Origin of the sequence: Adhaeribacter soli (assembly GCF_008727925.1) — a bacterium.
In the GTDB taxonomy this organism is placed as follows: domain Bacteria; phylum Bacteroidota; class Bacteroidia; order Cytophagales; family Hymenobacteraceae; genus Adhaeribacter_A; species Adhaeribacter_A soli.
Genome location: NZ_VTWT01000001.1, coordinates 47631 through 62190 on the forward strand (window position 1 = coordinate 47631; position 14560 = coordinate 62190).

General features: G+C 45.0%; 9 protein-coding genes. 2 read left to right on the forward strand and 7 right to left on the reverse strand.

Going from position 1 to position 14560, the window contains the following annotated elements:
* Positions 1-168 precede the first annotated feature (168 nt).
* The 4 genes from F0P94_RS00205 to F0P94_RS00220 all read right to left on the reverse strand — a co-directional run bounded on the left by F0P94_RS00205 (position 169) and on the right by F0P94_RS00220 (position 4352).
* The gene (locus tag F0P94_RS00205) at positions 169-723 is read right to left on the reverse strand and encodes a GNAT family N-acetyltransferase (protein ID WP_150901689.1); all 555 of its coding nucleotides are present in this window, start codon (positions 721-723) and stop codon (positions 169-171) included.
* 52 nt (positions 724-775) lie between these two features.
* Complete coding sequence (locus F0P94_RS00210; protein WP_150901690.1) at positions 776-1624, reverse strand: GNAT family N-acetyltransferase; 849 nt, start codon at positions 1622-1624, stop codon at positions 776-778.
* 81 nt (positions 1625-1705) lie between these two features.
* The gene (locus tag F0P94_RS00215) at positions 1706-3346 is read right to left on the reverse strand and encodes a T9SS type A sorting domain-containing protein (protein WP_150901691.1); all 1641 of its coding nucleotides are present in this window, start codon (positions 3344-3346) and stop codon (positions 1706-1708) included.
* Positions 3347-3431: 85 nt separating this feature from the next.
* Positions 3432-4352 (reverse strand): NAD-dependent epimerase/dehydratase family protein, encoded by a 921-nt coding sequence (locus F0P94_RS00220; protein ID WP_150901692.1) that lies wholly within the window; start codon positions 4350-4352, stop codon positions 3432-3434.
* Between the two features lie 526 nt (positions 4353-4878).
* Here F0P94_RS00220 and F0P94_RS00225 point away from each other — a divergent pair.
* The gene (locus tag F0P94_RS00225; protein ID WP_150901693.1) at positions 4879-6531 is read left to right on the forward strand and encodes an anti-phage dCTP deaminase; all 1653 of its coding nucleotides are present in this window, start codon (positions 4879-4881) and stop codon (positions 6529-6531) included.
* Positions 6532-6544: 13 nt separating this feature from the next.
* On the forward strand, positions 6545-6886 hold the full coding sequence (locus F0P94_RS00230) for a hypothetical protein (protein WP_150901695.1): 342 nt from the start codon (positions 6545-6547) through the stop codon (positions 6884-6886).
* An 88-nt stretch (positions 6887-6974) separates the two neighbouring features.
* Here the strand turns inward: F0P94_RS00230 and F0P94_RS00235 are convergent, their stop codons facing one another.
* The 3 genes from F0P94_RS00235 to F0P94_RS00245 form a co-directional block, all read right to left on the reverse strand.
* Positions 6975-8171, reverse strand: a complete 1197-nt coding sequence (locus F0P94_RS00235) for a Bcr/CflA family multidrug efflux MFS transporter (RefSeq protein WP_150901696.1) — start codon at positions 8169-8171, stop codon at positions 6975-6977.
* A gap of 408 nt (positions 8172-8579) precedes the next feature.
* Complete coding sequence (locus F0P94_RS00240) at positions 8580-9713, reverse strand: NAD(P)/FAD-dependent oxidoreductase (RefSeq protein WP_150901697.1); 1134 nt, start codon at positions 9711-9713, stop codon at positions 8580-8582.
* A 44-nt stretch (positions 9714-9757) separates the two neighbouring features.
* Complete coding sequence (locus F0P94_RS00245) at positions 9758-14464, reverse strand: DUF3320 domain-containing protein (RefSeq protein WP_150901698.1); 4707 nt, start codon at positions 14462-14464, stop codon at positions 9758-9760.
* Positions 14465-14560 lie beyond the last annotated feature (96 nt).

The following is a 14560-nucleotide window of genomic DNA, read 5'->3' on the forward strand; positions in this document are numbered from 1 at the left end:
CAATAAAAAAAAACATACGCAACGCGCCCGGTTTCAGGTTGGATGCTGGTGAATGATTTGAAAAATAAAACTGCTTACCGATATCAATTCGGCAATAGAAAACAGTAGACCTGAAGCATGAAAAAGCCCTTCCGGCAAAGAAAGGGTATTGGATTTTACAGTTTAAGCTTACCGTTTGGGCTTCAGTAGAGAGTAAATGGCAGAATCGAGAAAACGGCCACGGAAATAATAATTCTCCTTAAAATGGGCTTCTTTCACAAAGCCGTGTTTTTCTAAAAGCTTAATAGAAGCCTGGTTATTGGGGTTTACATTAGCTTCCACGCTGTGTAGGTGCAGTTGGTTAAAACCGTAATCCAGTACGGCCTGCATGGCCTCGCTCATCAGGCCCTGTCCCCAGAAGGCCGGCCGTATGGTATAGCCGATCTCGGAGCGGTGATGCGCTTTATCGAACCGCCAATGCCCGATCGTGCCGATCAGGAAATCGGTGCCGCGCAGACATATGGCCCACATAATGCCTTCGTTTTTCTTTACCGAAATCAGAGCATCCTGAATAAGCTGGCGGGCTTCATTTAAGGACTCCATTTTCTCCCGGTCCAGGTATTTCATAACGGCATCGTCGGAGCGGAGAAAAAGGATTTCCGGCGCATCCGATTCCCGCACCTGCCGCAAGATGAGCCGGTCGGTTTGCAGTTCGGTAAAAGGGTTCAGGTTTATCTCGAGCATTTCAACGGGTTTTTGGCCGAAGGCATTTGAAACTAAAATTAACCGGATTTCTTTACGCAGGCAACTTCAGCAACATTTCAAACTGGTCGAGGTTATTCTCCAGGCCAACAGTTTCTAATAGTTTGTAAATTTCCTGTGCCCGGCTGTCCACGTTGTTTATCCTGACGGCAGGAATTTGTCGGGCAATTTCCCGGAATAAAAGCTTCCCATAAAACGGTATGTTTTCTGCCGAAAAACCCAATTGCGCTAAATAACCGGTAGCGGGGTTGAGCAATACGTACCCTTTCAGGATTCCGCGCTGATGCAGCAGCCAGCATTCCAGATCCGGCAGGATCATGCTTACGCCTTCGTTACGGTTATCCCAGGAAAATTCATAAGGCTGAAGCGGCGCCAACAGGTTAAAATCGATTTCTGATGTTCTGGTGATCGCATAGCCGTTGACAGGGAAGTTCTCCGGATCAGTTAACAGGTTGCCTTTAAAACAATGCAGCGTACGAACGATCTGGAAGCCAACCTTCTGATAAGCTTTTATGGCTTTTTCGTTTTGGGTAATTACTTCCAGGGTACTTTGCTTTATGCCGGCAACTTTAAAGGCAGGCAGGGCAACTTCGTAAAGCTTTTCTACCAACCGTTGGCCGCGGTATTCCGGAATTACGCCGGTTCCGGCATTGTAAGCAGTTTTCAGCCCGTTTAATCTGTCTACGCCGGTTATGATAAAAGCCACGAGTTTCCCCTGATCGAAGGCGCCGAAAGACAGGCTGTAATCTACCCGGCCGGCGCGCCAGCGTTTTTCCATGGCTTCTTCGGTAGCGGCAATGGGAACAAAATAATCGGAGAAGGCACGGTTAAAACAGGCTACAATTTCATGCAGCGGGGTTTGGGCAAGGTTTTTAATTTCCATGGGCCGAAATTACCGATTTAGCTTAACCTGCAGGTTGGAGATTGCTACCTTTTTTTGCTTAAATCCTACCGTTTCCAAGGGCTACTCTACACTTATTTTGCGGGTAGCAGTTCGATTTCCAGTTTTCACGTGCAATAGGTACATCCCTTTGGTATAAGGTATTGAAATCTCCTCGAGAAGCTGGTTATCTGAAAATTTAAATTCTTTATGAAGCACTGTCCGGCCCAGCAAATCGGTAATGGATACTTCTGCAGTTGAAGAGGTAAGCCTGCTTAGTTGTAGGTTGAATTTTCCGGCATTAGGATTCGGAAAAATGGCAATGGGTAAGGTTAATTCTGCCTCATTGAAGCCAGTAATTTCAGCCCCGAGTTTTACTACCCAATAATCGGATAAACCCTTTGATTGACTGGTTTTGTCAAAACCAGCCTGGGAATTGGATATACCACCTAAAATATAACCACCATCTGAGGTTTGTTGCAATGCCAAGAGGTTGTCAATATCACTGCCTCCTATTGCTTTATCCCATAATTTGGTTCCACTTGTATCAAGTTTTATAATCCAAAAATCAGCATTTCCCCTTCCCATTTGAGTTTTGTCACCGCCTATACCAAAATCAGACCAACCACCTAAAATATAACCGCCATCTGCCGTTTGCTGTATTGATGAACAAAAATTATTATTTAAGCCACCATACGATTTTTCCCAAATTCTTGTACCAGTGTTATTAAGCTTTATCAGCCAATAATCTCTAGAACCTTTTAATGGCTGGACTTTATTGCCGCTAACGCCTGACTTAGAAGAACCGCCAAGAAGATAGCTGCCATCGGATGTTTGTTGTATAGAATAAAGTAAATCCTCATCACCGCCACCAAATGTTCTATCCCATATTTTATTCCCGGCATTATCAAGTTTTAAAACCCAGTAATCAGGCTCTGCTCCTTGAGTGTTTTCGCTTTTATCTCCTGAAACAGGAGAAGTAGAATTACCACCTAGAATATAGCCACCGTCGGCCGTCTGTTTTATTTTAGGACTATCATCTAATTCTGTACCTCCAAAGGTCCTATCCCAAAGCTTGTTTCCGTTCAGATCAAGTTTTACAATCCAATAATCTGTTCTTCCACGGGAAGGATGGGTCTTATCACCGGAAACATTGGAGTCAGAAAATCCGGAAAGAATATAACCTCCATCTGCAGTTTGTAAGGCAGAAGTTAGTACATCAATGGTATTGCCACCATAAACCTTGTCCCAAAGTTTGTTTCCGGAAGCGTCCAATTTTATGATCCAATAATCGACATAACCTTGTGAAGGCTGGGATTTATCGCCACTAATATCTGAGTCTGATGTTCCAGCTATTAAGTAACCCCCATCTGCAGTTATTTGGAGTGACCCTAAAATATCATAATCATTTCCGCCAAAAGTTTTGTCCCAGATCTTATTTCCATTGGCATCCAGTTTTACTATCCAAATGTCTGAAGTTCCTTGTAAAGATTGGCTTTTATCTCCTGATAGCCCCGAATCGGAACTGCCGCCAAGAATATAGCCGCCATCAGCTGTTTGCTGAATAGAATATAATTCATCAAAGCCAGACCCACCAAAAGTTTTATCCCATTGTATTACAGGGGCAGTTTGAGCAATGGTTTTAAATGAAAGCGTAGCGAAGCAGGACGTTAAAACTCCGAGAAGGAGCCAAAAATTTACCTGAGGAGAAGAACGCTTTTTCATATGAGGCAATGATTGTTGGGGAAAAACAAATCTAATAATTTTTAACAAGGAGCGCCGAGCTCTGCTATTTTTTTATTTAATATTCTTAATTCTCCAGCATTTGCACCACCTGCCGCACGGCTACTTCCGGCGCGGTTGCTTTCATGCCGAAACGCTTTTCAAATTTGCTGCTGTCGAAGTAGTAATCGCGGTCGTACTGGTAGAGCATTTCTTTCGATTCTTTTACCACGGGAATAAACAGGCCGATGAGGCTTATCATCCAGGGTTTCAGGACCATGTAGTTGGGTTCGGTTCCTAACTCCCGGGCAAATAGTTTGATCCAGTCTTTTGCAGTAAGTTTTTCGTGGGAAGTGGGTAAGTGCCAGACTTGGTTGTAGGCGTCCGGGGTGTTGCCGAGCAGGGCAGTGGCTTTGGCGGCGTCCGGCGTGTAAATAAGGGAATGCACTTTACCGGCATCTACAAACCAGTTGGCTTTTTTGCCTTTCACCAGGTTTTTGTAGATCACCTCCACGGCTACGCTGTTCTTCGGCCCAAGGAAATCCGGGGCGCGGGCAATTAAGGCCTGCAGGCTGCCGGTGCGTACTTCCTGCAGGAGCATCTCCGCAATTTGCGCCCGCACTTTGCCTTTTTCGCTGATCGGGTTTACGGGCGTTTCTTCGGTCATGTGAGCCAGTTTACCGGCATCGTAGAGGTACATGTTGTCGAAGAAAACCAGTTTGGCTTTGTGTTTTTTGCAGGCGTCGAGCACGTTGCGCATGATTATCGGCCATTGCTGCTGCCAAACGCTTAGCTTGTACTCCAGGCCCGCTACCAGGTACACAATTTCGGAACCGGCTACGGCTTTATCGGTTTCTTCGGCGTTGGTGAGGTCAGCGGGGAAGAGCTCGTCGGTGTGGTTTACTTTTTGCGGGTGACGGCTAACGAGGCGGATCTTATTGGTATAAGCCGTTAGTTCTTTGGAGAGTTCGGTACCGATGCTGCCGCCGGCGCCTAAAATGGTTTGCATAGTTTCGGGGTTTAAAGAGGTCGTACAGAGCAGGTTTAAAATTCAAAGTCGGGGCGGCAAACAGAATTTGAAATTGTCCGCCTTCGTCCTGGGGCCACCTAAAGCTGCCAGGATGCTTTACTAAAACCTTTGAAGGCAACTATAACCAGTAAAGTTTGCCCTGCCTACTTGTATTCTAATGACTTTATACCTGTTTCAATTGTTGCAAATATAGCAGGAGTTGAATATAAATTGTTATTTAAAGGAAAAGCTTAACTCTTGCCTGTTGTATTGTTCTGGTTAAGCTGGTTTAGGAAGTGATTTTCCAGATTGAGCAAAGTTACCAATGCTAGCCGGTATCTTTTTCACTACTGAAAATTATGATTAATGGAAAGTTTAAAGGTGAGATACCGTTTTTTTTGGGGAGGAGGGAAGATGAAGAATCAGTTGTACATGTTTGTTGTAGCAAGAAGTAAAAATTTAGTTAATGATTTAGGAACGGGTAAGATTTTTTATATAATTGTGAATTGTTATATCAACTTAAACTATGGGAGCTGCAGAGAAATTATCTGGCAATTTTATTTTTAATAAATCAGAAGAATCCAATACAAAAGAAAAGATTGAGAAAACATTTTCTGAAGAACTTGTAATTGGAATTTGTGCCCCAATAGGTACGAATAAAGATGGATTTATAAATTCACTTATTGAAAGGTTAAAGGAGTACCACTATGAATGTGAAATTATAAAGCTAAGTCAATTTATTCGTGACTTTAAGGATAAGGTTTCTATTGATACTGAGTCACTTAGTAAAGGACGAACCAGTAATTTCAGAGACAAAATGGAGTTAATTCTTACTGGGGATGAATTAAGAAAGACGATTAATACTTCAATATTAGCTGAATTAGCTATTTTTAATATTCATAGTAAAAGATATCCTGATGGAGATTTTAATATTAAATCTGATTTTGACCTCAATGAAATAGATCAAAGTATTTATGAAAGTAAAAGGAAGTGTTATATAATTGATAGTATAAAGAATAAAGAAGAGTTAGCTTTATTCAGAACTGTTTATAGAGAGCTTTTTTACTTTTTTAGCTTGTTTACTCCCTTAGGTGAGAGAGAAGAAGCCTTAAGAAAATGCGATTTATCCCCAAGTGAAATTGACGAATTAATTAAAGTAGATGCCGGTAGTGGATTCGAGCATGGGCAAGATGTAAGAAATGTTTTTGTAAAAGGTGATTTCTTTTTTAGAATTAGCGAGAATTCAAACTTTAATCTAATTGAAAGAATTAAAAGGTGTTTACATTTAATCTTTGATACTGAAGTTGTAACTCCTACTACCCATGAAACAGCGATGTATCATGCAAAATCTGCTGCAAAAAATTCTGCTTGTCTTTCAAGACAAGTAGGAGCTGCTGTAACCGACAAGCTTGGGCATGTTTTAGGTGTCGGCTGGAATGATGTTCCAAAATTTGGTGGCAATTTGTATGCCAGCCCTAATAATGATTTTAATGAGAAGAGTAATTTGCCTGATAACAGGTGCATTAATCTTACATATGATTCTAATAATAAATTGACAGTTGGAGACGGTGCTTGTTTCAATGACATTGAAAAGAATTTACTTTCTGAGGAACTCACAGATGAGTTGGTTAGAATAGGTATTATAAATCCCTCAAATAAAGAGCAAGCATATACCTTAATAAGAAATTCAAAGGTTAAAGGTTTAATCGAGTACTCTAGAAGTGTTCATGCCGAGATGCATGCAATTATCCTAAGCAGTCAAATGAGTGGAGATAAAATGAAGAGCGGAAAGCTATATTGTACCACTTATCCATGCCATAATTGTGCGAGACACATAGTAGTTTCTGGCATTACTGAAGTTTATTACATCGAACCTTATGTTAAAAGCCTGTGTATGAAGCTTCATTCAGATTCCATTACAGAAACTGAAACAGAGGATGGTAAAGTACGTATTCTCATGTTTGATGGGGTTTCACCTAATAGATATATTAAGTTTTTCTCAATACATAATCCTAGAAAAGGACTTGATGGAAAAGCAATACGCAATAAAGAATTAACTATTGCGAAGCCAAAAACTCAGTTATCTTTGCGTGATATTCCTTCTTTAGAATCTCAGGCCGTTCATGCAATAAAGAAGAGTGGCCTTTATGAAAATCAAGAGAAAACGCTTTTAAATTAAAACTTGTTGCCTTATGAAAAAGAAAATCGAAATGCTTGCAGGCAATAAACTAAATTGTTTAAATGATGGATTGCAGTATAAGGGTAACATTCAGCTTTCATTATTTGATATGCTCTATGAACAAGATGAAGCTAACCAAAAAGTAATTAACTTTAGTGATCAAAAATTTGAAACCAATTGTATAAAAATTGTTTCATTGAATCACGACCCCTCTAGAAATTCAGAAGAAACCGAGATATCTGAATTAAGTACGAATTCTTTTGATAGATCAATTGTAATCTCATTTCATGATTATAAAATTCAAAAAACAAAAAATCTCTTGAATTTTATAACAGCTAAATTCCCAGCATTTTAGTTGTAATAAACTTTATAAATTTTAAAATCCCGGTGTAGTCTACACTGGGATTTTTTCTTTCAATCCCACCGCTTTCAATTCTAATTTTTCACTTCCCCTCTCTATTCACCAAACCACCAAAAATCAGAAAAGCGAGCAAACTACAGGCAGCAATTACCCCGGCCATGGGCAAAGCAGTGTTGTTGGCCAAAACGCTTACGGCTACGGCAGCCAACGCGCCGCAACTGAACTGCAGGGTGCCTACCAGGGCGGAGGCGGTTCCGGCGTGGGCGGCGTATTTTTCGAGGGCGCCGGCGGTAGCGTTCGGCATGGCTAAACCTACCGAGCTGAGCGTGAAGAAAAGCGGAACCGCAATGCCGTAAATGCCGAACCAGCCGGTATAAGCCATGAGCAGGAGCACCGCGGCGGCCGAAAGGGTAAAGTAGGTTACGCGGCGCAGGATCTGGCTGAAAGAATAATGCAGCAGCAGTTTGTGGTTCAGCTGAGAGGCCCCGATGATGCCCACGGCGTTCATCCCGAACAAAATGCTGTACTGCCGACCGGTAAGATGAAACAGCTGGGTGAATACAAAGGCCGATCCGGTAATGTAGGCAAACATGCAGCTCTGGATCATGCCGGCCGTGAGGGAATAGCCCACAAATTGCTTGTCTTTCAGCAGTTGGCGGTAGGTGCGGAAGGAATTGCGGAGCGCTACCGGGTTGCGTTTTTCGGGGTGCAGGGTTTCGGGCAGGAAGAAGGCCACGTATAGCAGGGTAATTAAACCAATGGCCGCCAGTAACCCGAAAATGTATTCCCAGCGGAAAGCTTCCAGCACCAGGCTGCCGACGGTTGGCGCCAGGATCGGGGCTACGCCCATAATGAGCATTAAGGTAGAAAATACCTTCGCCGACTGGTTGCCGTGGAACTTGTCGCGGACAATGGCGCGGGTAATTACCATGCCGGTACAGCCGCCAATAGCCTGCAGGAAGCGCAAGGCCACCATGCTTTCTACCGAGTTGGTGAGCATGCAGCCGATGGAGGCGATCACATACACGGCCAGTCCGGCAAGGAGGTTGGGTTTGCGGCCCAGCTGGTCGGCCAGCGGACCGTAAATAAGCTGACCCAGGGCAATGCCGATGTTGAAAGAGGCCAGGGTGTACTGCACCGAGGCTACGGAAACACCGAAATCGCGGGCAATTTGCGGGAAAGCCGGCAGGTACATGTCGATGCTCATCGGGCCGAAAGCGGTGAGCAGGCCAAGAACCAGGATGAGGCCGGTAGTGGGTTTGGTTTCGTTTTTATTCATTCAGAATGGTAAAGCCTGGTTGATGTTTTAATTTTTACCTTTTTGGGAGTGATTCGTTTTTCATAGCCTGCTTGCTGCCTTTTATCCCTTAACGGAATTGATTGTGTAATACCAGATCATATTAAGTAACTTCCATTATTAGATAGCGCAAGCGTCCGCTTGTGCTTGCGTAACCCCATGGTCTGCTTATTAGAAAGCACAAGCGGACGCTTGCGCTATAATATGCCAAAATTTTAATCTAGTGGAATCCGTTGTTTTTGGCCAGGAATATGGAAGCAAGCACGAAATGCATCGGTTATCGTTTCTTCCTTCCGTATCTCTTTAACAGGAATTTTAGGATAAATTCTTACTCTTCCGTCCGTTTGTTCCTGTAGCATTTCTTACGCCTTTAGGATACCACTTTCCGCTTTAATCAGCCATTAACAATCCTGCAATTTCGTCGCCGGCGGTGCTGGAGAGGGCTACCCCGATGCCGTTGCAGGCGAAGCCCACCGTAATGCGGTCGGAGACTTTCCGGATGATGGGTTGCTTGTCTTCGGTGAAGCCCATGATGCCGGACCAGCGCTGGTCGATCTCGAATTTCTGGCCGGGCAGGATTACTTCGCGGAGCAGTTTTTCGAGCTCTTTCAGTATCGTTTCGTTATAGTGAATGTCAGTGGTGGCTTCCTGCTTGAAAGCCAGGTTGCGGCCGCCGCCGAAGAGTACGCGCTGACCTACGTTGCGGAAGTAGTAATACCCTTCATCGAAGTGAAACGCACCCTGGAATTTGAGGTCCGGAATGGGTTTGGTGATAATGACCTGGCCGCGACCGGGCGTTATGCAAATTTCCGGGAGTAATCTTTGGCTGAAAGCATTGGTGCACACGGCTACTTTTTCGGCCTGAAAGGGTACGGTCTGGCGCACCGGGTCCTGCACGTACACGCGCACGCCACTTTCTGTTTCTTTTATATCCATTACTTCCGCGCCGGTTCTTATTTCCACGCCTTTGCTTTGAGCCAGTTGCAGCAAGGCTTTCATCAGTTTGCCGGTGTGCAGGTGGCCTTCGTAAGGGTTATACACAATGGTTTTTACTTTTTCCGGATCGAAGCCAAAAGTTTTTACCAGGTCGGGGCGGTTGGTGTAAGTACCTTCCGGGAAAAGCGGTTTTAAGACTTCGTTTACTTTTTCAATGCTTTCCAGGGCCGGGAGTTCTTTTTCGGAGAGCAGTTCAAAACCGCCGGTATGCTGGTAATCCATTACGGAGTCGGGGAGGCGCTCGCGCAAACGGGCCAGGCCGCGCCACCGCTTTTCGGTAAGCGCCAGCACCGTTTCGGGAGGCGTATGATGCAGGTCGGAGAGGAGTTCGGTAAGCGAGCCGAAGGATGCAAACCCGGCGTTGCGGGTGCTGGCGCCAGATGGGAACAAGCCGCGTTCCAGCACAAGAATAGTTTTATCCGGCGCTTTTTCTTTCAGGGAAATGGCAGCAGATAAGCCTACAATACCGCTGCCAATGATGATATAGTTGTAGGTTAGAAAGGATTCGGTTTCCCAGAAGCTGAGCATTGAAATGATAATTAAGAATGAAAACCCAAATGAGGCAGGTAAATTTAAGGTTGTGCTCTTAATAAATCGCCTTCTTGCTGAATTCTTCCATTTTGTAAGCTTAAATTTACCGCCTGCAGGATGTTGTTTCTCACATCTTCGGTTACGCGGTTAAAGCCCAGTCTTTTAGCTACCAACGGAATGCTGGAATCCGGCTGAATGGCAATGGCGCTTTTAACCACCTGTTCTACGGCTAAACTCAATTCTTCCGGAGCGATATAGCTCATTTTGCGAGAGGATGCCGGCAGATTTTCACGGTTCCGAACCGTAGGCTCCGTCATATTATAATCCCACAAAAAGTCCTGCTTTATGGTGATGAAATTTTGAATTTCCGCCGTTTTAGCTGCCTCTTGTATGGTTTGGCGAATTCTATTGCCCGCCCTTGAAACTTGGGCAGCTTCCATAAATCGTTTCACCACTTCATCTATATGAACCGGACTTTCTATTTTAACTACTTCCGTTAACCATTTTGCTAATTTCCCAACCGGGTGCAGGTGCAGTTCCTGAAAACCAACTTCAGCCGGTAAGGTAGCCGCTTCATACTCGGTTATTTCAGTTGCTTCTGCTTCGGTTTCTTCCCTTACCAGTTCGGGCAATTCTACTTGTTCTTCCGGTTCTATATCGTCTAAATGCGCCTGAATTTTGGCTTGTTCAATGGCATTTATTACCCGCTCCAGTTCCCGTTCCGGATTTTTAAACCAGTCGGTGCTCCAGATGCGGTGAATGCGCCAGCCAATTCCTTCCAGTACCTGTTGTCTTAGGCGGTCGCGGTCGCGGGCAGAGCGGGCAGAATGGTAACTGGCACCGTCGCACTCAATACCAAGAATGTAACGGCCAGGGTGTTCCGGATCTATTATGGCCAGATCGATGAAGAAGCCTTGGGAGCCAACTTGTTTTCTAACGGTGTAACCCACCCGTTCCAATTGTAAAGCAACGTTTTCCTCGAAGGGGCTGTCGGCAGGTTTACCGGTTTCTTCGGCTATTCCCAGGCGGCCGTGCTGGGCAAAATACAGGAAGCTTTTCAATACTTTAATGCCATAAGCTTTGGTCCGGTTCAGATCGATATCGTCGGCGGTAAGATTCGTGAAAACTTCGCAACGCAACTTTGCCCGGGTAACCAGTACGTTAAGCCGCCGTTCTCCACCTTCGTTATTCAACGGACCAAAATTCATGGCTAAATAACCTTCTTTCGTTTTGCCGTAGCCAATACTGATGAAGATCGCGTCGCGCTCATCGCCCTGTACGTTTTCCAGGTTCTTTACAAAGAAAGGTTCGTGCGGATGGGCATTAAAGTATTGTTCCAATTCCGGATGGTTACGGCGCCGGAGTTCCAGGGCATTCTGAATAGCCTGCATTTGGGCAGTGCTAAAGGCAACTACCCCCAGACTTAATTTCGGATTTCTACGGGCATGCAGCATTACGGCATCGGCCACGGCGTTTGCTTCTTCGGTATTTGCCCGTGTTTTACCCCGGTCGTAGGAGGTATGGGGGAGGTGATGGAATACCAAACCTAAGCGCTGTCTGGATCCCGGACTTGGGAAAATAACCAGTTCGTTTTCGTAAAATTCGTGATTGGAAAGACTGATCAGGGATTCGTGGCGGCTGCGGTAATGCCAGCGGAGTTTCCTTTTGGGCGCACCTTTCGCTTCGCACATTTCCAGAATGCTTTGAATGTCGGCAGTCGTATTTTCTTCGTCGTCCTCGTCAACATTATTGGTAATGGACCCAAAGAAATTCGTTGGCGGCATTTGCTTGCTATCGCCTACTACTATCAGCTGCTTTCCGCGCAACAAGGCACCCAGCGCTTCTACCGGTTTTACCTGGCTGGCTTCATCAAAAACCACCAAGTCGAAATCCATTGCTTCCGGTGGCAGGAAATTGGCGATGGAAAGCGGGCTCATCATAAAAACCGGCTTTATGGCCTGAATGGCCAGACCGGCTTCCTTAATTAATTTCCGGATCGGCATATGGCGCGACCTTTTCGCAAATTCATTTTTCAGGATGCTTACCTGGCCGCCGGCTTCCAGGCGGGGTACCGATTCGTAATGTTTCAGGGCTGCCCGGGCCTGGTTGTAATGCAGGTTAAGCCGGTCGAGTTTCCGGAATTTCTGAATGACATCTTCGTGGCCGGTCCGTTCAAATTTTCTAAGAACCGGATTGGCATTTACGGATCTTTCGAGCAGGTATTCGTACCAGGTTTTCTGTAAGTTATCTTTTAAGTGGTCTTTTGCTTCCGGCCAATGCGCGGCAATACTGGTTAAAACCTGTAAGTTTTCGGTAGCAGAAGTTTCTTCCAGCGTATTCCAGGCGGTAGTTTTCTGAATTTCGGGTAAATGCTGAAGCCAGAACTGGAGAATTACTGCCTGCTCCGTTGCTTTTAGTTGCAGAAACGGTTGCTGACTGCCAAAGCGTAACGCTTCATCGAATTGCAAATGCGTTAAAACGGATTTCAACGATGCTTTGTATTCCCGAAGGGTGGTAATGAAAGCCTGGGCTTGCTCTTTTAAAATTGTTGCCGGTTCCGACTTTTGCAGGTACGCAAGCAAGTTTGCCGGTTCTATTGCCGAATTAACCTGCTGATGGACTTTGGTCAGATAGCCCGCAATGGTATTCAGCTTTCCCCAATCAGATTCGAGGTTTTGCCAGTGGCTTCCGAATAAACCGACCAGTAAATTTTCGTTTTCTTTAAGGAGATTTCTTTTGCGTTTGCTTTCCAGAATGTCGTCCAGGTATTTAAGTTTGGCTGCATTTTCTTTGGGCAGCGGGTTTTTGCAAACGGCGGCCAGTTTTTTGTTGCTTTTTTTGTAGCTGCCAATTATGAATTTATACCATTTTTCGCCGTGAGCCAGCAACTCCTGCCGCATTTCCAGCACTTCCTGCTCCCAGGCTTCCGGCAAAAATATATCCTGGTATTGGGCCTTAAGTTCCTGTAATTCTTTGCCGGTTTGCAGCAGGTTATTTAGAAGTGCAGCTTTAGCGTTCCAGTTTTCAGAAATTATATTTACTCCTTTTAAATCGGGCGCTTCGGCGGCCAATAAAGCACTTTGGTAGAGTCTTTCATACCCTGCCAGGTCAGCGGGCACCGGAAATTCTAAGTGCCTGGCCAACGCTTCGGCCCGGTTCAGTAAGCCGGTTATTAAATTATTAGCACCCTGAAGAGTTTGCTGAATAGATTCCTGTTGCGGGGGCAAAAGGAACGTGAGTTTTGAGCCCCAGAAAGGTAACGTTTCCGGTACGCCGTTTTCCTGGAGGTAAGCCTGAATTCTATCTGCAAAAATTTCTGCCCGGTGCATTTTCAGGGCATCCCAATGAGCAATATCCGTGATCTCCAGTTTAGGGAAATTTTTATCGCCTTTCTTTTCTTTCAGCCGCAATAAATGCCCGATCACTTTCTGGCTGCTGATTCCGCTTTTTTCTATTTCCTCATTTATGGCATGGCAATAATCGTTTAGTTCTTCCAGATAGCCCTGTAGTAGTTGAATCTCGTGCTGAAGCTGATTGATGTTTGGTCTTCCGAGTTCTAAAACCCGCTTCAGTTCTTCGTGAAGTTCTTTTTTATTTGCTTTATGGCTGTGTAGTTCCAGACAAGCTTCGCCTAGATGGATGGAATCGAGCCTTCTTTTTACCACTTCCAGGGCGGCCATTTTTTCGGCTACGAACAGCACTTTTTTGCCGTGCCCGATAGCATTGGCAATGAGGTTGGTGATGGTTTGTGATTTTCCAGTTCCCGGCGGGCCCTGAATTACCAGGTTGCGGCCTTCGTGCACGGCTAAAGCAGCCAGAATTTGTGAGCTGTCGGCATCTACCACCTGAAAAAGTTCGTGCGCCAGGGTTTCCTTATCGATAAAGGCGTTTGCATCGGCGGTGGGTTGCTGGTCGCGGAAACCGGTTTCAAATAAGGCTGCTAAAAGCGGGTGATTTTCCGGCTTTTTATCGTCGGGCCATTTGCTGCTGTCCAAATCGTGGTAGAGCATAAATTTTCCGAAAGAAAAAAATCCTAATTCAATATTGTCTTTCCCGATATTCCACCGCGGCATTATCTGAATGATCTTTTCGATCGCTTCAAAATACCCGTAAACGTCCAGATCATCAGTTTCCGGCAGCGCGGGAATCTGAAGTCCGAAATCAGCTTTTAACTTGGCCTGCAACGATAAATTACCTTCAATATCGGTAGCGGCATATTTTAGCTTAAACCGTTCGCGGGCATTGGACCGCTCCAGGTTTACCGGAACCAAGAGCAATGGGGCCTGGCGGATTTCTTCACTGTTTTCGCTTTCGTACCATTGGAGCAGGCCTAAGGCAATGTAAAGCGTATTTACGCCCTGTTCTTCGAGGCTGGTGCGGGCGGCGTAATACGTATTTAAAAGCTTGGTCTGTAGCTTGGATTCCGTTTCGTTTGTTTGGAGTTTGGTGTCGGTGTAAGCACTTTCTAACGCTTCACCGCTTAAAGCGGGAAGTTCAAATGCAGCTTCTTCCTCTGTTTCTGCTTCAGGATCTTCTGCTGCCGCTCTGGTTTTGTCTGGCCTCCCGGTAAAGGTCATCGCTTTTCCCTGCTTTACCAGAATTTCAAAAACTGCTTCTGATTTTTCCTGAACAATGTGCAATCCTCTGGCGGCCGGTACTTTATAATTAAGCAGCGGGTTCCGTAAGCCGAGATCCAATAGTTCTTTCCGGGAAGATTCTAATTTTGAGACAATGGATTCTTGGAGCATATAAGGGTGCATTTGAACTTGGTTTGTAAGTTACAAGGAATTAGAAATAATCAAAAACAAAAGATGATTTCTTACGGGAATGTAAAGCTAAAAGTC